23 protein-coding genes are annotated in these 21,676 nt (G+C 40.9%); 1 reads left to right on the forward strand and 22 read right to left on the reverse strand.

Translation table 11 applies throughout. The annotated features are described in order from the left end of the window. Positions 1-38 precede the first annotated feature (38 nt). The 9 genes from recO to ACYSNU_RS13615 form a co-directional block, all read right to left on the reverse strand. Positions 39-893, reverse strand: coding sequence for a DNA repair protein RecO (gene recO, locus ACYSNU_RS13575; RefSeq protein WP_461737746.1), 855 nt, complete (start codon positions 891-893; stop codon positions 39-41). 55 nt (positions 894-948) lie between these two features. Continuing rightward, a complete protein-coding gene (gene era / locus ACYSNU_RS13580) occupies positions 949-1,848 on the reverse strand; it encodes a GTPase Era (protein WP_265459069.1) in 900 nt (299 codons plus the stop codon). A gap of 28 nt (positions 1,849-1,876) precedes the next feature. Further along, complete coding sequence (locus tag ACYSNU_RS13585) at positions 1,877-2,290, reverse strand: diacylglycerol kinase family protein (RefSeq protein ID WP_461737934.1); 414 nt, start codon at positions 2,288-2,290, stop codon at positions 1,877-1,879. A gap of 79 nt (positions 2,291-2,369) precedes the next feature. Then, positions 2,370-2,849, reverse strand: coding sequence for an rRNA maturation RNase YbeY (gene ybeY, locus ACYSNU_RS13590; protein ID WP_461737747.1), 480 nt, complete (start codon positions 2,847-2,849; stop codon positions 2,370-2,372). Then, the gene (locus ACYSNU_RS13595) at positions 2,850-5,048 is read right to left on the reverse strand and encodes an HD family phosphohydrolase (RefSeq protein ID WP_461737748.1); all 2,199 of its coding nucleotides are present in this window, start codon (positions 5,046-5,048) and stop codon (positions 2,850-2,852) included. A gap of 21 nt (positions 5,049-5,069) precedes the next feature. Further along, entirely contained in the window at positions 5,070-6,047 is a 978-nt protein-coding gene (locus ACYSNU_RS13600) for a PhoH family protein (RefSeq protein ID WP_461737749.1), read from the reverse strand. 201 nt (positions 6,048-6,248) lie between these two features. After that, positions 6,249-6,695 (reverse strand): GatB/YqeY domain-containing protein, encoded by a 447-nt coding sequence (locus ACYSNU_RS13605; protein WP_461737750.1) that lies wholly within the window; start codon positions 6,693-6,695, stop codon positions 6,249-6,251. A 21-nt stretch (positions 6,696-6,716) separates the two neighbouring features. Next, on the reverse strand, positions 6,717-6,893 hold the full coding sequence (gene rpsU / locus ACYSNU_RS13610; RefSeq protein ID WP_002356740.1) for a 30S ribosomal protein S21: 177 nt from the start codon (positions 6,891-6,893) through the stop codon (positions 6,717-6,719). 153 nt (positions 6,894-7,046) lie between these two features. Beyond that, positions 7,047-7,478, reverse strand: coding sequence for a Fur family transcriptional regulator (locus ACYSNU_RS13615; protein WP_461737751.1), 432 nt, complete (start codon positions 7,476-7,478; stop codon positions 7,047-7,049). Positions 7,479-7,598: 120 nt separating this feature from the next. Between ACYSNU_RS13615 and ACYSNU_RS13620 the strand changes: the two genes are divergently transcribed. Continuing rightward, positions 7,599-8,441, forward strand: coding sequence for a pyruvate, water dikinase regulatory protein (locus ACYSNU_RS13620; protein WP_461737752.1), 843 nt, complete (start codon positions 7,599-7,601; stop codon positions 8,439-8,441). 167 nt (positions 8,442-8,608) lie between these two features. Here ACYSNU_RS13620 and thrB read toward each other — a convergent pair whose 3' ends face one another. From thrB to ACYSNU_RS13685, 13 genes are all read right to left on the reverse strand, one after another. Next, complete coding sequence (thrB, locus tag ACYSNU_RS13625) at positions 8,609-9,472, reverse strand: homoserine kinase (RefSeq protein ID WP_265459062.1); 864 nt, start codon at positions 9,470-9,472, stop codon at positions 8,609-8,611. After that, entirely contained in the window at positions 9,469-10,527 is a 1,059-nt protein-coding gene (thrC, locus tag ACYSNU_RS13630) for a threonine synthase (RefSeq protein ID WP_461737753.1), read from the reverse strand. Before thrC ends, thrB begins: the two co-directional genes overlap by 4 nt. Before the next feature lie 2 nt (positions 10,528-10,529). After that, on the reverse strand, positions 10,530-11,828 hold the full coding sequence (locus ACYSNU_RS13635; RefSeq protein ID WP_461737754.1) for a homoserine dehydrogenase: 1,299 nt from the start codon (positions 11,826-11,828) through the stop codon (positions 10,530-10,532). Positions 11,829-11,980: 152 nt separating this feature from the next. Then, on the reverse strand, positions 11,981-12,265 hold the full coding sequence (locus ACYSNU_RS13640; RefSeq protein WP_461737755.1) for an ArsR/SmtB family transcription factor: 285 nt from the start codon (positions 12,263-12,265) through the stop codon (positions 11,981-11,983). An 18-nt stretch (positions 12,266-12,283) separates the two neighbouring features. Beyond that, on the reverse strand, positions 12,284-14,011 hold the full coding sequence (locus ACYSNU_RS13645) for a phospho-sugar mutase (RefSeq protein WP_461737756.1): 1,728 nt from the start codon (positions 14,009-14,011) through the stop codon (positions 12,284-12,286). 255 nt (positions 14,012-14,266) lie between these two features. Beyond that, on the reverse strand, positions 14,267-15,202 hold the full coding sequence (trxB, locus tag ACYSNU_RS13650) for a thioredoxin-disulfide reductase (RefSeq protein WP_461737757.1): 936 nt from the start codon (positions 15,200-15,202) through the stop codon (positions 14,267-14,269). Between the two features lie 71 nt (positions 15,203-15,273). Next, the gene (locus ACYSNU_RS13655; RefSeq protein WP_461737758.1) at positions 15,274-16,653 is read right to left on the reverse strand and encodes a hypothetical protein; all 1,380 of its coding nucleotides are present in this window, start codon (positions 16,651-16,653) and stop codon (positions 15,274-15,276) included. A 165-nt stretch (positions 16,654-16,818) separates the two neighbouring features. Further along, positions 16,819-17,574 carry a DUF4811 domain-containing protein gene (locus ACYSNU_RS13660; protein WP_461737759.1) on the reverse strand — a complete coding sequence of 252 codons (756 nt, stop codon included), beginning with the start codon at positions 17,572-17,574 and terminating at the stop codon, positions 16,819-16,821. A gap of 1 nt (position 17,575) precedes the next feature. Beyond that, positions 17,576-19,087, reverse strand: coding sequence for an MDR family MFS transporter (locus ACYSNU_RS13665; RefSeq protein ID WP_461737760.1), 1,512 nt, complete (start codon positions 19,085-19,087; stop codon positions 17,576-17,578). A gap of 229 nt (positions 19,088-19,316) precedes the next feature. Continuing rightward, complete coding sequence (yidD, locus tag ACYSNU_RS13670) at positions 19,317-19,592, reverse strand: membrane protein insertion efficiency factor YidD (RefSeq protein WP_461737761.1); 276 nt, start codon at positions 19,590-19,592, stop codon at positions 19,317-19,319. 141 nt (positions 19,593-19,733) lie between these two features. Further along, positions 19,734-19,907 carry a DNA-directed RNA polymerase subunit beta gene (locus tag ACYSNU_RS13675; RefSeq protein WP_265459052.1) on the reverse strand — a complete coding sequence of 58 codons (174 nt, stop codon included), beginning with the start codon at positions 19,905-19,907 and terminating at the stop codon, positions 19,734-19,736. Between the two features lie 15 nt (positions 19,908-19,922). Beyond that, positions 19,923-21,221, reverse strand: coding sequence for a UDP-N-acetylglucosamine 1-carboxyvinyltransferase (murA, locus tag ACYSNU_RS13680; protein ID WP_461737762.1), 1,299 nt, complete (start codon positions 21,219-21,221; stop codon positions 19,923-19,925). Positions 21,222-21,281: 60 nt separating this feature from the next. Further along, a complete protein-coding gene (locus tag ACYSNU_RS13685; protein ID WP_461737936.1) occupies positions 21,282-21,518 on the reverse strand; it encodes a DUF1146 family protein in 237 nt (78 codons plus the stop codon). Positions 21,519-21,676 lie beyond the last annotated feature (158 nt).

Here is a 21,676-nt window from a genome sequence, read left to right on the forward strand (position 1 = left end):
TTCTGCAAAAAGAAATTTTTTTTCAAACAAGTCAGCACTTAAGACTCTGGTGAATCCTCGTCCTTTTCAATTGTATCTGCACTTGCATCTTGTGCTAATTCTGAAGACATTTCCGTTGGCTTTCTCTCAGGAATTTTCAGCAGATCCTCCCAGCTTTTCATCTGGTCGATAAACTTTTTACTCTTTAAATGAATGCCAACATATTCTTCGTAAAGCTGATCAAGTAATTGCCTGATGGCCGCCTTAGTCTCTGCTTTGATTGAAATATTCTCAATCTGTTTGACATCAATTGCGGAAAACATCCGGGCAAAATGAACCGCTCGGGGATCAGCATGATAACGCCGCTCGTCTTTGTACCAGTGCTTTTCACAGAGGACACCATTATAAGCCGAAGAAAAATCAAATTTCCCTTGGGTTTGACCGCAGATAACACAATGGTCCAAAATCAGGGAAATCCCAAAGCGATGGAGCAGCTGAATTTCAAAAATATTGGTGATAATTTCTGGATCATAGCCTTCCTCTAGCATCGATAAGGACTGTTCCAAAAAACGATACAAGTTTGAATCATACACTCGATCATCAATCGCCGCATCCACCAAACTTAAAATATAGGTGCCGTAAGCGCTGATAAAAATATCTTCCCGAATTTTACGAAAGGCGCGGACTTCTTTGACACTGTTTAGAAAAGACAGTCCTTCACTTTTAAATTGACCGATATAGACTGCCTCGGTAAATGGTTGAATCGCCGGTGTCAGAGGATTGTTTTGCCGATGGGCCCCTTTGACATAAAACATCATCTTCCCAGCTGATTCCGTAAAAATTTTGACTAGCTTATCCTTTTCCTTGTAATCTCTGGCAAAAAGAATCAAGCCTTTAGACTCCGCAATCGCCATCTTGACACCTCCTCAAGAAAAAAGAGCAACAGTAGCTGTCACTCTCACCTTTATTTTAATACTCGTCCTTGCGATAACCGTAATCCTGCAGGTAGGTTTGTTTATCCCGCCAATCTTTTTGGACCTTCACCCAAAGCTCTAGGAAAACTTTGTCACCTAAAAGATTTTCAATATCTTTGCGGGCCTGCGTACCGATATTTTTCAGCATCTTGCCGCCTTTACCGATAATAATTCCCTTTTGACTATCCCGCTCAACGATAATTGTCGCTTGGATATGGACCTTGTCGTTTTCATTTCGCTTCATGGAATCAATTACCACTGCTACGGAATGAGGCACTTCATCGCGGGTCATAAACAAAACTTTTTCACGAATTAATTCAGAGACAATAAAATATTCTGGGTGATCGGTCACCTGATCATCTGGAAAGTACTGAGGGCCTTCTGGCATATGGCTGATTAAGGCCGCCATCAGGTTATCAAAGTTATTGCCCTCAGTCGCAGAAATCGGCACCACTTCAGTGAAGTCCATTTGCTTGGCATAATCATCAATAATTGCCAATAATTCATCTGGATGAATTTTATCAATCTTATTAATTACTAAAAAGACGGGTGCTTTTGTTTGGCGCAGGCGTTCGATAATCATATCGTCCCCTTTGCCCCGCTTTTGATCTGCACTCACCATAAATAAAATGGCATCGACTTCCCGCAATGCACTGTAGGCGGTCTCCACCATAAAATCCCCGAGACGGCTTTTCGGCTTGTGAATTCCCGGTGTATCAATAAAAATCAATTGGACATCTGGCGTTGTATAAACCCCTTGAATTTTATTGCGGGTGGTTTGCGCCTTGTCACTCATGATTGCAATTTTTTGACCGACGATGCGATTTAAGAGGGTTGATTTGCCGACATTAGGCCGGCCGATAATCGCAATGAAACCTGATTTATGTTCAGACATAGCTAAATCCTTTCAAGATAATATTAATTTAGAAAAACCACGCTTGCAAAAGCTGCCAAATTCTTGGCAGGAAAATAAAGGCCCCGATGATTACCGCAAAGCTTGCCGTAATTAAAACTGCCCCGGCGGCCATATCTTTGATTCGTTTACCAATGGGATGAAAATGAAAATCGGTAACCATATCCACCACATTTTCAAAGGCGGTATTAATTATTTCAACAATAATTACCAAAAAAATAACCAGCAACAGCCAGCGCCACTCGCTGGCATTCAAGCGAAAGATAATTCCCGCTAAAATAGCTAAGGAGCCTAATAAAGTATGCTTGCGCATATTCGCTTCTTCTTTATAGACGGTCCGAATTCCTTGAAGCGCAAATTCTAGCGAAGAAATAAATTGTCGATTTTTTTTAATGTTGGGCTCAACAGAATCGTTAGCCGGCAAATTCTTAGTTGCTGGATCAAAGACCTTTAAGTTATCTTGCTCCGCTTTTTTTGCTGGGCTTTTTTTAGTTAGCTCTTGCTTATCTTTTAAGTCCATAGGCATCCAGTATCTCTTTCTGTAGACCAAACATTTCCTTTTCATCCTCAGGCGTCATATGATCATAGCCATTGATATGCAAAAATCCATGAACCGCCAAAAAGCCTAGCTCGCGGTCGTAGGTGTGACCGTATTCGGCAGCCTGTTCTTTGGCTCTTTCAGTTGAAATCATGATGTCGCCAAGCATTCTGGGAAAATCAGCCAGCTCTTCATCGTCAAAGACTACCGGAATTTCATCGGCCCCTTCTTCTTCGAGGGCAAAACTAATGACATCCGTAGGAGCATCTTTGCCTCGGTAATCCCGATTGATAATTTGAATGGCAGCATTGTCCATAAATGTCACAGACATTTCAGTATTCTCCGGCAGTTTTAAAAAATCAGCCGCAAACTGCAGCAGGTCATCAATCTCCTGAATTTTTTCAGGAGTGACAGCCGCTGCTTCATCGATAAAGGTAATATCCATCTACTCTGCTCTTCTTTCTTGTTCTTCTTTCATCTTTTCAGCCTCCGAGCGCATCTTCGGATATTTAATCCGAGAATGGAAGGTGCTGGCTAAACCGTTAATTAAAGATTGTTCCACCATGCGAATTTCGCCTAAGGTTAAGCCGCTTTCGTCCAGTTGTCCATCACTAATACGTGTTTCAATCAGATTATGAACAAATTCACGAATTTTTTCATTGGTGGGATTATCCATCGCCCGCACCGCTGCTTCACAGCTGTCGGCAATATTTACCACGCCGGCTTCTTTGGTTTGGGGCCGGGGACCAGGATAGCGGAAATCCGCTTCTTTGACATCCGGATTTCTTTCCTCAGCCTTCATATAAAAATAACTCATTAATGTCGTACCGTGATGCTGCTGGCAAATATCAATAATCATTTGCGGCATCTTAGCTTCTGTTAAAATTCTAACTCCGTCAATAACATGCCCAAAAATAATTTGGCAGCTATCTTCTGGCAACAGGAAATTATGGGGATTTTCAGCCCCTTCTGGTAAATTCTCCACAAAAAAGTTAGCATGTTTAATTTTCCCGATATCATGATAATAACAAGCTACTCGGGTCAACAAACTGCGTCCGCCGATTTCAGCAACGGCATTGGCCGAAAGATTCGCGACCATCATACTGTGATGATAAGTTCCCGGTGCCTCTTCTAACAATTGTTTCAACAACGGATGATTCGGATTGCTCAATTCATTTAAGACAATTGCGCTATCATCCGTAAATAATTGTTCGATATAAGGATGCAGACCAACCGACAATAGATAAGCCAAAGCACAACTGAAAAAAGCACAGGATAGCGTCATCCAAGTTGCACCTTCTGTGAAACTCATCCCTTGATAGACAACTAGAGTCAACATTAAAAGCATTGGAAAAACGATTAGCCAGATAGTTGCAGGCAGTCCTTGTTCAGAAACTCGGGTCCGTTTAACAACGGTACCCAAGAGACCGCTGAAAGCATAAAACAGTAAAACAATTGTTAAACTATTGGTGCCAGCCGAATCATAATAAATCAGAAGAGTAAAAATCACTTGAAAAATGGCGCTGATAATTCCCGCCCGTCGATTAAAGAAGAAGCTCATCAACAACGGTGTAAAACTCGCTGGGAAAAACAGCGGAATATAAGTTAAATCCCCCGTATCAAACAGCTGGAATAATTTAATCATCAAGACGCTCATCAGCATCGTAAAGGAATAGAAAATAATAAAGTTCGTTTTGATGGGCTCTGCCAGCTGGCGGCTAAAATAAACCAGCACAATAATCTGCAATAAAATCCCCATCGCTAAGGCAATGATTGGGAAAATCGAAGTTGAAGAGCTAGTCATCCCTAATAAATCAAGTTTTTCAATCGCTTCGGCATCAATTTGATTGCCTTCACGAACAATAATTTCCCCTTGATAAATGATTACCGGCTGAACCGCCGCTTCGGCTTCTGCCTGCAGTTGTTCAGTCCGTCGCTCATTTAAAAATTCATTGGCGACTATGCCTTCATTGATTAAATAAGTGATGGCTTGCTGCTGGCTAGTGGTGATATCCAGATAAGTTAACTGGCTGATAGCTTCTTCTCTAGTGGTATCCACATCATCATCACGAATTCGTGAGTTCATGGCTCCTTCGATACTTTCAACCGCTTGGTCACGAACCGTCAAAATTTCATCGCTGGTCATCGCAAAAATACTTTCATAAAAACGAGAAGGCAAATCTTGATAAAAAGTCAGCTGATCATCTGTAGCTGACTCAAATTTAGTTTTTAAAGCTGCCACCCGTTCGTCAATCGTTGGCTGTGGGATGGTTTCCCCTTCAGCCGCTGCAGCTTTTTCTTTTTGATACTGCTGGTCAATTTCGGTGTTCGTCTGAGTAATTAAAGTGAATAATTGAGTGACGGTGTCGACTTGTTCAGTCACCAAGTCTTCTTGATAAGTGTATTCCGGTGTCACCGCTTCAGCGGCTAATTGCTTTCGCTGATTGGTGGCCGTTGTGTTTTCAACTGTCTTATTAGCCCGAATATTTTCCTCAGCCACTTGTCCTTCTTGGTAATCGACAGATTGTTGTTGCACGCTGGAAAAAATAATCCCAAAGACCGCTAAGCCAAAAACACCAAAAATTACAGGGAAAAAGAACTTCCCTAAAACATCTCTAAACTGTGTGAGCCATTTACTGAGCATTTCTTTCCTCCCAATTCAAAATTAAGTGTCGCTCCGTAAAGAATCCTTTTCATAGGCATCAATAATTTCCGCTACAACTGGGTGGCGGACTACATCACTGGAATCAAAATTAATAAAATCAATTTTTTTGATATTCCGTAAAGTGCGTTCTGCATGCATTAAGCCACTAGTCACGCCGCGGGGTAAATCGACTTGCGATGTATCGCCGTTAATAATCATTTTTGAATTAAAACCTAAACGGGTCAAAAACATTTTCATTTGGGCGATGGTGGTATTTTGCGCTTCATCTAAAATAACAAAGGCATCATCTAAAGTCCGTCCCCGCATATAGGCTAACGGCGCAATTTCAATCACGCCCCGCTCCATTAAGCGATTCGTGTGATCCGTACCAAAAATTTGATAGAGAGCATCGTAGACCGGCCGTAAATAAGGATCAACTTTTTCCTTTAAATCTCCCGGCAAGAAGCCGAGATTTTCACCAGCTTCGACTGCCGGACGAGTCAAGATAATCCGTTGCACTTCGCCTTTTTTCAAGGCAGCAATCGCCATCACAACAGCCAAGAAAGTTTTCCCTGTGCCGGCTGGTCCAATGCCGAAGACAACATCATGATGCTTCACCGCTTCAAGATAACGTTTTTGGCCAAGATTTTTGATGCGAATGGCTTTGCCGTTGCGATCTTTGACAATTTCTTCGCTGTACATATCCGTTAAGTATTCCAAATTACCGTTGCGGGCCATTTTTAAAGCGGTCACCACATCCGGCGTATTAATTTTAATCCCGCGGGCAATTAAAGCCTGTAGCATTTTGATAACAGAGACCACCAATTCTGCTTCTTCGGCGTCTCCAATGACTTGAATAATTTCACCCCGAGAACGGATTTCTGTGTGGGTGTTATCTTCTAAAAATTTAATATGTTTATCATGGGCGCCGAGTAAAGCACTGGCGTCATCTGTTTCCGTCAATTTTATTTCAATTGAGGTTGTTTCGTTATCTGGCAAAAGCTGCGCACTCCTTCAGTATTTCATTCATTGTATTTTACCATACTATCAGTAAAAGGAAAAATTAGGCACATTATGTAAAGCGACCGTCACAGGAAGTAAATTGTTCCGGTCAGAAAATTAGTTTTTTGTTTTTTTACAAACAAAAAACTGTAGCCGATTTCCCATGGGAAAACCAACTACAGTTCAATTTTCAAAATATTAATCAGCTAAAAGCTCTTTTACGATGGCATTGACTTGATTGCCGTCAGCTTTGCCTTTGACAGCAGGCATCACAGCCCCCATCACTTTACCAAATTCACTTTTAGAAGTGGCTCCGGTTTTGGCAATCGCTCCTTGAACAATCTCGCGGATTTCTGCTTCCGACAGTTGAGTCGGCATGTATTTTTCCACGACAGCAATTTCACCTTGAACTTTTGTGACTAAGTCATCGCGATTAGCCTTTTCAAATTCTGCCAAAGAATCCCGGCGCTGTTTCATCTCACGAGCTAAAACAGTCAATTCTTCTTCGTCATTTAATTCATGGCCAACTTTGATTTGTTCATTTTGAATAGATGCTTTTAACATGCGAATTACAGTTAAGGACTCCTTGTCTTTCGCCTTCATCGCCGTTTTCATGTCATCATTCAGCGTATTCAGTAGTGACACGCTATCAGCTCCTCAAAAGTACTAGAATTTTTTACGTTTTCTAGCTGCTTCAGATTTTTTCTTACGCTTCACGCTTGGTTTTTCGTAGAATTCACGCTTGCGAGATTCTTGCAAAGTACCCGCTTTTGACACGGAACGTTTAAAGCGACGAAGAGCATCATCAAGAGATTCGTTTTTACGAACGACTGTTTTTGACATTATAATTCCCCTCCCTCCGAGCATTAAAAGTAACCGTTTCGCCAATTGACTATACATCAAAAAACAACACTGTCCATATGTCATTATATCGAAAGGAAAAATCATCGTCAAGCTGTTCTAGAAAAAAATCTGAAAACTCCCGATTTTTCTTTGTTATTTTTGACAATCTTCACAACGACCTAAAATTTCAAAGCGATGGCCTTCAATCGAACAGCCTTGTAACTGTCCTTCAAAAAAATCCATTGGGCACATGTGAATTTCTTTGGTTTTACCGCAGACCGTACAAATAAAATGATGATGATGCTCGTGAGCGCCATGTCCACAATGAATGCGGAACTTCATTTCACCGTTTAAATCGGTTTCCTCTAAAATTTCAAAGTCACTGAAATCATGCAGATTACGATAAACTGTATCATAACTGACACCAGGAAATTCCAGATTCATAAATTCATGCACTTCTCGGGCCGAGACATAGCGATTTTTTTTGGCTAAAAACTCAATAATCGTCGCCCGCTTTTTAGTATATTTAAACCCATTTTCCTTTAATGTTTGCAGAGCTTCTTCAATGACAGATTGTTTGGCCAACTGACACACCTCTTTTTTTAACGTTTCAACTAGCTTTTTGTAAATCAGAAACATTACGATTTTTAAATTCTTTTTTATGGTATAATAATTTACAAAAATAAGCAAGTGAGGTTTTTTAAAATGAGTGAAGAAAAACAAATTGTCACCATTTTTGTGATTTCCGATTCCGCTGGTGAAACAGCGTCAAAATTAGCTCAGGCGACGATGGCTCAGTTTCCAAGTGTGGAATTTTGTATTTTCCGACGCACCTTTGTCAACGATGAAGATACGTTAAAGAAAGCTCTAGCGGACGCCAAGCTGGAAGACGCCTTGATTCTCCATACTCTCATCAATAAAGATTTGGCGAAATTAACCGATCAATATTGCCATGAAAATGATTTGTTTAATATGGACTTATTGAATCCGCCAGTGCGGGAAATCTCCCGCAGAACTGGGATTGATCCAACACTGGAACCGGGTGCTTTACATCATTTAAACGAAAATTATTTCCAAAGAATTAAAGCGATGGAATTCGCTGTGAAATACGATGACGGTAAAGACCCCCGCGGCTTTTTAGAAGCCGACATCGTCTTATTAGGGGTTTCCCGCACATCAAAAACGCCTTTAAGTCTTTTTCTGGCCAACAAAAATTTTAAAGTTGCCAATTTACCTTTAATTCCTCAGGCTCATATTCCAAAACAAATTTTTGAAGTGGACCCGAAAAAAATCGTCGGTCTGACCAATGACCCGGAAATTTTAAACAATATCCGCAAAGAACGGATGCGGGCTTACGGTATGAATCCTGACACTGCCTACTCGGACATTGATAAAATCAAAGAAGAATTGACCTTCGCCAATGACCTTTATGAAAAACTTGGCTGTGTCGTAATCAACGTTGCCTCTTTATCAATTGAAGAAACAGCTTCGATGATTTTCGATGCCTTGGATTTAGTTGATCATAGTTATTTTACAACGATTGAATAATTAAAAATTTTATTTCTGAAATCAAAAAAACATCTTAAAACTCTTTTAAATGAAGCGCCCCGTAAAAGTTAGATTAAGAATCTTACTTTTACAAGGCGCTTCAAAACTAGAAGTTTAGGATGTTTTTATTTTGTTACTACTGTTTATAAGTTTAAACTCAGTTTTCTCTAAAAAAACTGGACCCCTTCTTGATCGACACTCAACAGATCCACCCGAGCCTGATGATTATATTCTTTTAGGCGGGCGACCATGCTGTCGGTAACGTCAGCTGGTGTTAAAATCAAAACTGTTGGCCCGGCGCCGCTAAGATAGACACCATAGACGCCTTCCTCATGACCAATTGTTCGAATTTGATCCAGATGAGGAACGAGACTGCGGCGATATTTTTCATGCCACTTGTCTTTTTCCATCATTTTTCCGGCCAATGGTAAATTGCCATTTAAAATAGCCGCAATCAAAACATTGGCTAAGGCACTGGCCTCCACCGCCTCCCGAAAAGGAATCGTCTCTGGCAACACACTGCGGCTTTTCGTTGTCAGTAATTCTTCATTAGGGATGTAAGCAATCACATCGCACTCAGGAAAATGGTGCTTGACATAACGGACATCGCCGTCGACATAACTAGCGACGACAAAATCACCGCAAATCGCGGGCGCGACATTATCGGGATGGCCTTCAATTTCTGTGGCAATTTGCACACGGTCCCGTAAAGACAAATTTAAATTGCCTAACCGATTGGCCAGCTCAATGCCTGCCACCACAACAGATGACGAACTGCCTAAACCACGGGCTAAAGGAATATCCGAGGTCATTTTCAAAACCTTAGGCGTCAGTTTTGGTGCTATTTTTAAAGCAGTCTGCAATAATAAATTGCTTTCATCTTTAGGAATATCTTCTCCGAGATTGTGATTAATGACCCACTGATCGCTGTCCTTGATGACTTCAATATACAAATACTGAGACAAAGCAATACCACAAGAGTCAAATCCCGGTCCTAAGTTGGCACTAGTCGCAGGCACTCTTATTTTCATAATTTTGCCACTCCTTCACGCAGATGTAAACGCATGGCTTCAAGGTCACTCATTTTAGAAATTTGCACATCACTTTCATTAATAGCTGTATCAGGATCCTTCAATCCATTGCCAGTGAAAACTGTGACAACTGTTTCTCCTGGTTTAATTTTGCCAGCTTTAACGTGTTGAATAACACCGGCCAACGATGCGGCTGAGCCGGGTTCAACAAAGACGCCATCTTGAGCGGCAATTTTTTTATAGGCATTCAAAATTTCTGCATCGGTCACCGAATCAATGTAGCCTTTGGATTCATCCCGGGCGGCTTCAGCTAATTTCCAAGAAGCAGGATTGCCAATCCGAATCGCTGTCGCAATCGTTTCTGGTTGTTCAATCACTTCGCCCCGCACAATCGCAGCAGCTCCCTCGGCTTCAAAGCCATGCATTCTTGGCAATAAAGTTCCTTTCACATCATGCCATTCTTTAAAGCCTTTCCAATAAGCGGAAATATTGCCGGCATTGCCCACTGGAATTGCTAAAACATCCGGTGCTTTGCCTAATTGCTCGCAGACTTCAAAAGAGGCGGTTTTTTGCCCTTCTAAACGATAAGGGTTCACTGAGTTCACTAGAGCAACAGCTTCTGTTTTAGCGATGTCCCGCACTGCTTTTAAAGCTTCATCAAAATTTCCCGGAATTGAAATAATATCTGCCCCATACATAATCGCTTGGGCTAATTTTCCCATCGCAATTTTGCCATCAGGAATCACCACGTAGGCTTTCACGCCCGCCCGTGTTGCGTAGGCCGCAGCTGAAGCGCTAGTATTGCCAGTTGATGCGCAGACAATTGCCTTGGCGCCTTCTTCGACAGCTTTGGCAACCGCCATCACCATGCCGCGATCTTTAAAGGAACCAGTAGGATTTAAGCCTTCATATTTTCCATATAATTCAATGCCTAATTCCTTTGATAAATTATATAAAGGAATTAACGGTGTGTTGCCTTCTGCCAAACCTAGCTTTGGCGTTTTGTCGGTAATTGGTAAATATTCTTTATATTGTTTTAATAAGCCTTCGTACATGTTTAATCCCCCAATACTTTCATTACATTTAATAGTTTGAAGCCACTTGTTGCTTTAATATTTTTAATCACTTCGGCCATCTGTTCCTTTGAAACAGTATGGGTAATCACGACAATTCGCGCTGTCTGGGATTCATTTTTTTCTTGATTTTGGACTAATTGATCAAAACCAACATTTGCGTCTGTCATAATTTGGGCCAATTTCAAAAATTGTCCTTCTTGGTCAGCCGCTTCTAATGAAAGATAATATTTAGCCATCACTTGATTATCTGGTGTAATTTTTGTTTTATGTTTATAAGAATTAAACATATGTCCAGTGGTGCCTAAGCGTAAATTTTTGGCAATAGTAATAATATCGCTGACAACACTGGTGGCTGTCGGCTTGGCTCCAGCACCGGGTCCGTAATACATGGATTCTCCTACACCGGAGCTGTCGATAAAGACTGCATTAAATTCATCCCGCACGGCTGCCAATGGATGCTCTCGTTTGACTAACATCGGACCGACTTCAGTATAAATTGAATCACGTTGTTTTTCTGCCGAACCGATTAATTTGATTTCATAACCTAAGCGGGCGGCCATCTTAACGTCTTCAATCGGCAAACCACGAATCCCTTTAATGGTGACCATATCCAAATTGATATTCATCCCAAAACCAAATTGACTCAAAATAATCATCTTATAAGCTGCATCAATTCCATCGACATCATTAGTGGGATCAGATTCCGCAAAGCCTAGCGCTTGAGCCTGCGCCAAAGCAGTCTCATAACTCAAGCCTTCAGAAACCATTTTGGTCAGCATGTAGTTCGTGGTCCCGTTGACAATCCCTAAAATTTTATTGATATTGTCAGCGGCTAAACTATTGGCAATCGTCCGTAAAATCGGAATTCCACCGGCAACACTCGCCTCATAATATAAATCACAATGATTTTCTTGAGCCAATTTGACAAGTTTCCCGCCATGCTGCGCCAATAAATCTTTATTGGCGGTGACCACATGTTTGCCCCGTTTCAAAGCTTCTTCAATGTAGGTTTTAGCCGGCTCGACTTTTCCCATCAACTCAACGACAACTTGAATTTCGGCATCGTTTAAAATATCATCAATATCCGTTGTTAATTCAATATCAAATTTTTCCGCTTGGCGGGCTTTTTCATTCTCATCCCGCACCAAAGCAGTTTTAACAGAGATATCCATTCCGGTAACCTGAGCAATTTTTTCTGCGTGTTCCTTTAAAATCATCGGCACTCCAGAGCCAACAACTCCGAGCCCCAGCAAACCAATTTTTAGCTTATCTTCTTCCATGACGCCCTCCAAAAAATAATATAAAGATTAAACCCGTTTCATTTTATTTTAATAATGTCCCTAGTATAACGAAAAACAACCAAAAAAACTAGAACTTTCTGGTAGATTCCCCAAAAGTTCTAGCTTTATTTTAATCTTTTTATCATTAAACACTAACGATGTTCAACGTGTTGGAAGGTTTGCTCCAAGATATCCAAAATATGATTGTCATCCAAACTATAAAAGACGATTTTACCCTCTTTGCGGGATTTGACAATTTTATTCTCCCGCAAAAGCTTTAATTGATGACTGACAGCCGATTGCTCCATCCCTAAGTTTTCAATCAGGGTAGAAACATTTTTTTCACCGTCTTTTAAAAGCAGTAGAATTTTTAAGCGGTTTGGGTCACTCAAAACTTTAAAAATTTGACTGACAGCCTTTATTTCCTGCGCTTCCATCGAATTCCCCCTGCCAGTTTACTCGTTGACAATTGCATTGATGCTGTTTTCATAATCACCGACCTTTTGATTCGCTGCTTCTTGGCTTTCAGCTTTAACTGCAATATAAAACTTAATTTTCGGTTCCGTTCCCGATGGTCGAATCGCAATCCAGCTTTCATCTGCCAGTTGGTATTTCAAGACATCAGATGGCGGGGTTGTTAATTTTTCCAAATGGCCGTCTAAGCCAACACGGGTCAAAAGTTTGAAGTCTTCCGTTTGCACGACAGCTTCACCGGCAAATTCAGATGGGGCTTCTTCCCGGAATTTTTTCATTAAGGCCGCAATTTTGCCAGCGCCTTCGATGCCGCTCATTGTCACAGAAATTGTTTTTTCAGTATAATAGCCAAATTCTGCAAAAATATCCTGCAGACCATCATACAAAGTTTTATCCTGTTGTTTATAATAAGCCGCCACCTCAGCCAATAAAACTAACGCTTGGATGGCATCTTTATCCCTCACAAAAGGCTTCACTAAATAGCCATAGCTTTCTTCAAAGCCAAACATAAAGGTTTTAGAATGATCTTCTTCATACTGTTGAATTTTTTCAGCAATAAATTTGAAGCCAGTCAGAACACTGACCATATCGGTGTTAAACTTTTTAGCAATCGCAGTTGACAATTCGCTGGAAACAATTGATTTTAACACGGTAGCATTGGCTGGTAAGGTTCCAGCTGTTTGATGGGCGGTTAAAATATATTGAATCATCAAGGCACCTAATTGATTGCCTGTCAGCACTTGATACGTGCCATCCGGCAAACGTACAGCTGCCCCTAAGCGATCGGCATCTGGATCTGTGGCGATTAATAAATCAGCGCCTTCTTTTTCTCCTAAGCGAATCGCATATTCAAAGGCTGAATGTTCCTCTGGGTTAGGAGATTTCACCGTGGTAAAATCAGGATCAGGAATCGCTTGTTCCGGCACCAAGACGAATTGTTCAAAACCGGCTTGTTTTAAAGCCCGTTCCCCTAACATTTTTCCAGTGCCGTGTAATGGCGTATAAACCAGTTTTAAGTCCTTGCCCATCTGATCAATCAAGGCTTGGTTAATGGTCACTGATTTGACATTTTTTAAATACTCGCTATCAATTTCTTCGCCGATGATATTGATTAAGCCGCTGTGTTCAATTTCTTCCTCGGATAGAACTTCGACTTTTAGAGGATTTTCAACTGAACGAACAAATTTAGTTAAGGCATCCGCATCCGCTGGCGGCATTTGCCCGCCGTCTTCTCCGTAAACTTTATAGCCATTATATTCAGCTGGATTGTGGGAAGCCGTAATCATAATCCCAGTGAAGGCTTTTAAATAGCGGACCGCAAAGGAAAGCTCTGGTGTCGGCCGCAGGCTTTCGAAAACAAAGGCCGGAATATTATGTTTTGCCAAAGTTTTGGCTGCTTCCATCGCAAATTCTGGTGACATATGTCGGGAATCATAAGCAATCGCCACACCGCGACGTTTGGTCTCAGGATCCTGCTGGTCCATAAAGCGGGCCAGACCTTCTGTTGCTTGACGGATTGTGTAGATATTCATCCGATTGATGCCTGGTCCTAAAATTCCCCGCATGCCGGCTGTGCCGAATTCCAATTGCGTGTAGAAGGCATCTTCCAGCTCTTCAGGATTTTGTTTTAAAATTTGTAATTGTGCTTTTAAGGCTTCATCTAGATTTTCTTCGTTATTCCATAACTCATAGACTTGTTCCCAAGACATAATTAGCCACCTCTTTTTTGAAATTTGTACTTTATTAGTATATCATTCTTAGTTTTTTTATAAAAGGCAGACTGGTAAAAGTCTCAAGCGAATCTTGAAAAAAAAACAAAAAAAGTGGCCGCAAGCGCTAAGGCAGCTGAATCCAAAAATAAAATGATATCTTGCTAACTAAAATCACAAATTAGCTCACTCATAAAACTTAGATAAACAGCTGCCGAATCACTTTTGGCACACTTTTTTAAACTTGGACACCGTCTAAACAGTCGGTGCTTCGGTTAAATTATTTTCTTCTAAATAAAGATAGACTTGTTGGCCGGCGATTCCGCCTTCGCCGACAGCCGTAGTAATTTGGCGTAATGTTTTTTCCCGCAAATCTCCTACTGCAAAAACGCCGGGCATTGAAGTCCGCATATCATTGTCTGTTTCCACCCAGCCGGCTGCATTGGTTAAGCCAGCCTTTTTAAAGGGTTCGCTTAGCGGATCCAAGCCAACATAGATAAAGACACCGCCTGCTTCGACTTCTGACACTTCATCGGTTTTAACATTGCGCACCTTAGCGCCGGTCACTGACATTTCATTGCCGGTGATTTCTTCTAAGACAGAATCCCATAAGAAAGAAATTTTTTCATTGGCAAATGCCCGATCTTGGATAATTTTTTGGGCCCGCAATTCGTCTCTGCGGTGAACAATCACAACTTCTGAAGCAAAGCGAGTTAAGTAAATCGCTTCTTCAACTGCTGAGTCGCCGCCACCGACAACTAATATTTTTTTATTGCGGAAAAAGGCGCCATCACAAACGGCACAATAAGAAACTCCCCGACCTGAGAATTCTTCTTCGCCTTTGACACCTAATTTACGATGGACACAGCCGGTTGCTAAAACAACAGTTTTTCCTTCATAAGATTTATCTTCGCAGACGACTTCTTTGTGCGTCCCGTGATCGATAATATCTGTGACAATCCCGTATGCATTTTCGGTCCCAAATTTTGTGACACCTTCAAACATTTTATAAGCCAGTTCAGGTCCCATAATCGTTTCAAAACCAGGGTAATTTTCTACCTCAGCGGTGTTATTCATTTGGCCACCAGGAGCTCCCCGTTCAATCATTAAAACAGATAAATTTGAACGAGATGCGTATAAAGCTGCTGTCATGCCAGCAGGACCTGCACCAATTACGATTACATCATACATAGTCTTTCCTCCATCATTTTATCAAGTGACTTTACTTTACAGCGAAACTTGCGCAAAGTCTATCTTTCTGCCTAAGTTTTAGTTTTTGGTAAAGGATTTTTGCGCCACAAAACCCAAGCTGCTGTCAAGCAAACAAATAGCAGACCGACTAAAACTAGCAGGCACTCATTTAAAATTTGCTGACCACTACTCGACACTCCCTGACTCGACAAAATTCTTAAAAAAAGGCGATTATCTCCGTGAAACCCAAAAACTAAAATGGCTAATACACCCATTATAATAAATTGCGCCGTCAAGCTACCTTTATTTTGCAATGAAAACTTTGCCAATACACCACTGCCAACAGGAGTGCTGATTTTTTGATAATACTGCTGATTCAGCCATGCGCTGGTGGTACTTTTAAAAAAGCTTAGCAGCGCAAAACCCAGCAGAAAAGTAGCCGGCCAGATAATCAGCAAAAAACTGAGGCCTAAGCCAAAAATCAGTTTACTAACCGGAGCCACTTTCGTCAAGCGCTGCAAATAAAGTGGCCCTAAGACCATCGCTGCTACCATTCCTAACACATAAGGAAGATAAACTTGACTGGCAACCGCCCCAATCCCTTTGGTACCACTGATGTATAAAGAAATAAAGAGAAACAAAAAATTGCCAATCATACCATTAACAAAATTTAACCAGTTTAGCCAAAGAGGCAATTGTAAACTTGTTTTTTTGCGACTCAATACCCAAATGGCAATGGTGAAAACCAGAATAAAGCCAATTAAAGCCGTATCAATCTCCCCACTGTCAAACAAGAGGCGGCCGCTGCGTAATAAAAGCAACAGCAAAAAGAAAATAGCGAACATTATCAGCTCACGATAAGCGATAAAGTTTTTTGAGGTACTGGCAAAATTTATTTCAAAATGCGGATAATGCCGCACCGTATGATAGGCGGCTACGAAAAACAGCCCATATAAAGCTAAGACTAGGCTCACTGTAACTGAAGCGGGGAAATCTTGGTTGATCAGCCAAAATAATCCCAGCAGGCCAAGTAAAGCAAAGGGATATTTTTTAGCAGTCATATTGTGAAAGCTCTGTTGCGCTTCTTGAAAATTGACCGTGATATTGGCCGGTGTGAGCCAACTTGCACTTAAGCCTAATAAAATTGCCGCTAACGGATAGGCTCCAGGAAAAATCATCCCCAAAAAACCACTGACGCTGCCGAGGCCGCCTACTAAAAGGGCGGCCATTAACAAAGTAAAGCTTTCAAGCTGAGTATTGAGACCACGAATTAAAAAGAGCCCCGTGAAGCGAAATGTATAAAATAAAACAAAGGGCAACACACTTTGCCAAGTAGTGCCGTCACTTAATTGTAGAAAAAGCAAGTAAGGCACAATAATTAAGGTATTGCTTAAAATAAAGGGGGTCGTCGTAGTAAAGTTTTTTAAGAAATTTTTTATAGAGGTCAACATGCTACTTACCTTCTGTTAATTGTTTTTTTAGAACCCTAAGTATACAAAAAAATTTCAGTTTCTGCATGTCTAAACCGTTACAATCTTTTAACAAGTCGGCTTAAATTAATCGCAGCAAAAAAACTTTAAGAAATAAGGGCCGCTTATTCCTTAAAGTTTTTGAGATTATGCGTTTGCTAGCTGTGCTTTGATTGCTTGAACAGCCACTTCAGCAGTTGTTTCTGTTGTAAAATTTTGAATATCCTCTTGGCTTGCAGACGGATTTTCCAGCAGATAATTGCTGACAGCAGTCTGAACGGCTGCCTGCAGATTAGCTTGCGCTGCTGATTGTTCCTCAGGTGTTAAGGAACTTTGGCTGTCTTGCAATTGTTGCGCCTGGTCACTGGTTAAGACAACCCAAGTTTTTTCTGGCACCGTTACGGTTACTTTTTCAGCAATAATTTCATCTGCTTGATTTTCAAAGCTGAATAAAGTCTTGTAAAAATTAGAGCTAAAATCCCATTTGGTTGTTTTGGTTTCAGCGACCGCTTCAGTAGTATCCGCTGTTTGATAACTAGCTGTCAGTTTAACAGCGTTCACGATATCTGACTCATCGGGAACAAAATGCGTTTCACTTGCCTCAGCGTCAGCGCTATCGCGATAAACCATCGCATAATTGTCAGAAGCTGTGCCGATTTCAGAAACAATCAAAAGATTGGCGGGTGAAGCTGTATCACCGGCCGTGTAGATTTCATTTTCGGTTGTAGTGGTTACTTTTTCCATCCCCAAATGATTATAAAGATGCAAGGCAACCAAGACAATCGTTGCCACTAGCAACAAACTACTGACAGTCCCGGCAATCCGCCTCATCGTCTGACCTTTAATCAAGAGCCAGCTGCCAAAGACCATTAAGGTAAAGACCACTAATAAAACTAAAATCATATTAATTTGCCTCCTTGGTGATTTTACCTGGTTTATTGTGCAGGAAGAGTGCAAAGAGCACCCCTGCCACTGCAAAACTCAGACCGATAGCAAAGGATGCCCGGAAACCGTCCATTGAAGCGGCAATAATTTTACTGCCATAAGCTAAAGGATTTTCCGTTTGCAAACTAGCAGCCGGTGTATTGGTGTTGATAATATTTTGTGTCACAGAAGTTAGTAAGGCCACCACAACTGAAGAAGAAATTTGGCGAACGGTATTATTCGCCGCTGTCCCGTGGGTCACTTCATCTAATGGAATCGCCGACATGGCACTGGTGGTCAGTGGCATCATCGTTAATGCAATCCCGAACATGCGAATGGCATACAGCACCACAATTAATGCCGTTGGCGTTGTTTCAGTAATAAATACAAAAGGCACTGTCCCTAATAACAGAACTGAAAACCCGACAAGCGCTAACGAACGGATGCCCACACGATTATATAAAACACCGGCAATCGGTGACATAATTCCCATCATCAAAGCCCCTGGCAAGAGAGTTAACCCAGATGATAATGTCGAATCGCCATGAACGTTTTGCAAATAAGTCGGCAGCATCATTTCCACGCCGAACATCGCCATCGTTACTAAAATAATCGCAATTGAAGGAATCGTAAAATCGCGATTTTTAAAGACGCGAATATTTAAAAACGGTTCGTCTAATTTTAATTGACGCAGACCAAAAATAATAATCACCAATAAACCAACGCCAATTGGCAATAACACATTAGTGAAATCAGTCCAGCCATCGCCAGCAACATTGGTAAAGCCCCATAAAAATAAACCAAAACCGACGACAGATAAAATTAAAGACAAAATATCCAATTTGATTTTTTTATTGGGAATAATATCCTTCATCACAAAGGGCGTCAAAATAAAAGCAATCACAATAACAATCAGCGGTACAACAAAAATTGTCCGCCAAGAACTAGAAATCGTTAAGCCGAGAATTGTATGATCTCGGTCTAAAATCCAACCGGATAAAGTCGGTCCAATAGCTGGTGCCATTCCGACGACTAAACCACTTAAGCCCATCGCAACAGAACGTTCTGATTTTTTAAACATATTTAAAATCACAATTTGCATCAACGGCAGCATGATACCGACAGCGATTGCCGCCAATACCCGACCGGCAATAAACATCACCCACATATTTTTTTCAGCTGGCGTCACGGCGGTTAAAATTAAGCCTGCCATCAAAATTCCATAGGAAATAAAATGCAGCCACTTGGTTGACATTTTAGTTGCTAAATAAGCCGATAGTGGCACCATCATCCCATTTGCAAGTAAAAACCAAGTCGTTGCCTGTTGAGCTGTGCTCAAGTTAATATCAAAATCCTGCATCAAAGTCGGCAACGCCGTTCCCAAAGATGTTTGCATCAATACCCCAGAAAACGTCGCAAATAAAATCAAGGCAAGAATTATGCCTCTGCGATACGATTTTCCATGAATATCTAAATTAAGTTCTGAACTCAAAATTATTCCTTCTTTCACTTTTCCTCGATAAAGTCACAAATGGAAATATATCATACTCTTTCTGAAAATAAAAACCTAAGAACTTATTATAACTAGTGTTATTTTAACAGGACTTTTATGCCCATTTACTCCTGCCAAAATGGTGAGTTTCTATTTTGTATCCATCACCTTCAAATAATTGCTTTTTCATAAAAATGACAAAAAAACTCTCTGCGCTTTTCGCAGAGAGTTAATGATTGTGCTGATGATAATCAGGGCGTTCCCGATCAACGAGATTTTGTTTAAGGGAAAATTTTTGCGGAACATAATCAAAACCCGCCTTATGGAAAGGATGGCACCGCAGAATCCGTGACATTCCCATCAAAAATCCTTTAAAAGCGCCGTGGACCTGGACCGCTTCAATCATATAATTAGAGCAGGTCGGATAATATCGACAGCTAGGCGGCGTTAGCGGTGAGATAAACCGCTGATAGCCATGAACTAAAGCAATTAAGATTTTTTTCATTGCAATCCCTTCTTCATAAAAAAACTGCGGCCGCCTGTAACTGATTTTCAAAATTGGTAATCACGTTCTTCCAAGTAGTATAGAAGAAGATTTACCATTTGAAACCAGTCTGTCAGGGGACCGCAGACAGTTAAAAGTCGCTTAGAAAAAAGCTAGGATGTGGTTCCATAAGTCCCCACTGAAGACTCCTGTCGCATTTCTACCGCCGATAGGTCCGAAACCAATCATGGCGCCGATTGCGAAAAAGACAGCCATCAAAACAATCACTAAGATAATTTTCAATAGCGTTGAGATGATATATCCTCTAACTTTCATGTGATACTCCTATTCTTAGACGGTAACAGTTGTTTTCGTTGTTGCTGGTGCATCTAAATCCACCCGTTCAACATTCGCACCTAATTTTTGTAATTTTTCGTGGAATTTATAATAACCCCGGTCCAAATAGTTTAAATTGCGCACACGAGTTACACCAGTAGCCCGCAGGCCAGCTAAAATCAAAGCCGCAGCAGCTCTCAAATCAGTGGCAGCAACTTCGGCCCCTTGCAGTTGATGTCCGCCAGTAATCATGGCTGAATTGCCATCAAATTGCACATGAGCGTTCATGCGTTGCAATTCTTCTAAGTGTTGGAAACGATTTTCAAAAACAGTTTCTGTGACTGTGCTGACACCTTCAGCAACTAATTGGATTGCTGTCATCTGTGCTTGCATATCAGTTGGGAAACCAGGGTGAGGCATTGTTTTTACATCCGTCGCTTTAATAACTTTTGGTCCAATAACCCGTAAGCCATCTTCTTCTTCGGTAATTGAAGCGCCCATTTCAGTTAATTTTGAAATCAGTGGACGATTATGCTCAGAAATTGCGCCTTCAATTAAGACGTTGCCTTCTGTCATTGCCGCAGCAACCATAAATGTTCCCGCTTCAATTCGATCTTGCACGATTGAATGTTGAACTGCGTGTAAATGTTCCACACCTTCAATTCGCATTGTTTCAGTACCTGCGCCGTAAACACGAGCGCCCATTTTATTTAAGACATTCGCTAGGTCAACAATTTCAGGTTCTCTAGCGACATTTTCAATGATTGTCGTACCTTTGGCTTTGACCGCTGCCATCATAATGTTTTGTGTGGCGCCGACACTTGGAAAATCTAAATAGATTGAATTGCCGATTAATTGATCGGCAATGGCTTCGATGTAACCATTCTTTTGAACAATTTTTGCTCCTAGTGCTTGAAATCCCTTCAAGTGTAAATCAATTGGTCGTTTGCCGATGGCGCAACCACCAGGCATGGCAACTTTGGCATGACCGTTTCTAGCTAATAAAGGTCCCATCACAACGATTGATGCCCGCATTTGGCTGACATATTCGTAGGGTGCTTCAATTTCTAATTGACGGCTGGCATCAATAATTACTTCGTTGTCAGCTTCATTAAAGTCAACATCAACGTTTAAATGACGAATCACTTGGTTCATGGTAAAAACATCTGAAAGAATTGGTACATTTCTTAAAGTTGTTTGGCCTTCTTCTGCTAATAAAGTTGCCGCTAGAATTGGCAACACGGCATTTTTTGCTCCCTCAATTTTCACGTTACCTTTTAATTGATTTCCACCTTGAACAAAAATTTGTTCCATCTAAATTCCCTCCAAAGAGACTCATCACTGAATCTAAGCCATTTCTGGCAACAAATTTAATTAACTTAGTCCACTCAAAAAAATATTACGGCACAATGCGATGACCTCTAGAAAAAAGGAACTCGCTTGGTAGCCGATGACAATTGAAAAAAGAACAATTACCATTCTAACTTGAGTGGTTTGGTAAGCCTTAAAAAATTGATCGATTCTCAGTGAACCTAATGCCCAAAAAGTCAGGTAAATAAATGCGATATGGGAAATTATTCTCACTAGCGCATCAATCCCGTACACCTGCAACATCGACTCACCTCAATCTCTTTTAAAAAACTTTAACATTAGCATAATAACATAAATTGAAAAAAAATAAAATTGTTTCTTCTCCTGATAGTTTCCACTATAATTCAATACATTATTCACAAATCTTTTAATAATTGTGATAATAGAAGCGGTATTTT

This window comes from Enterococcus sp. LJL120 (genome assembly GCF_054871765.1).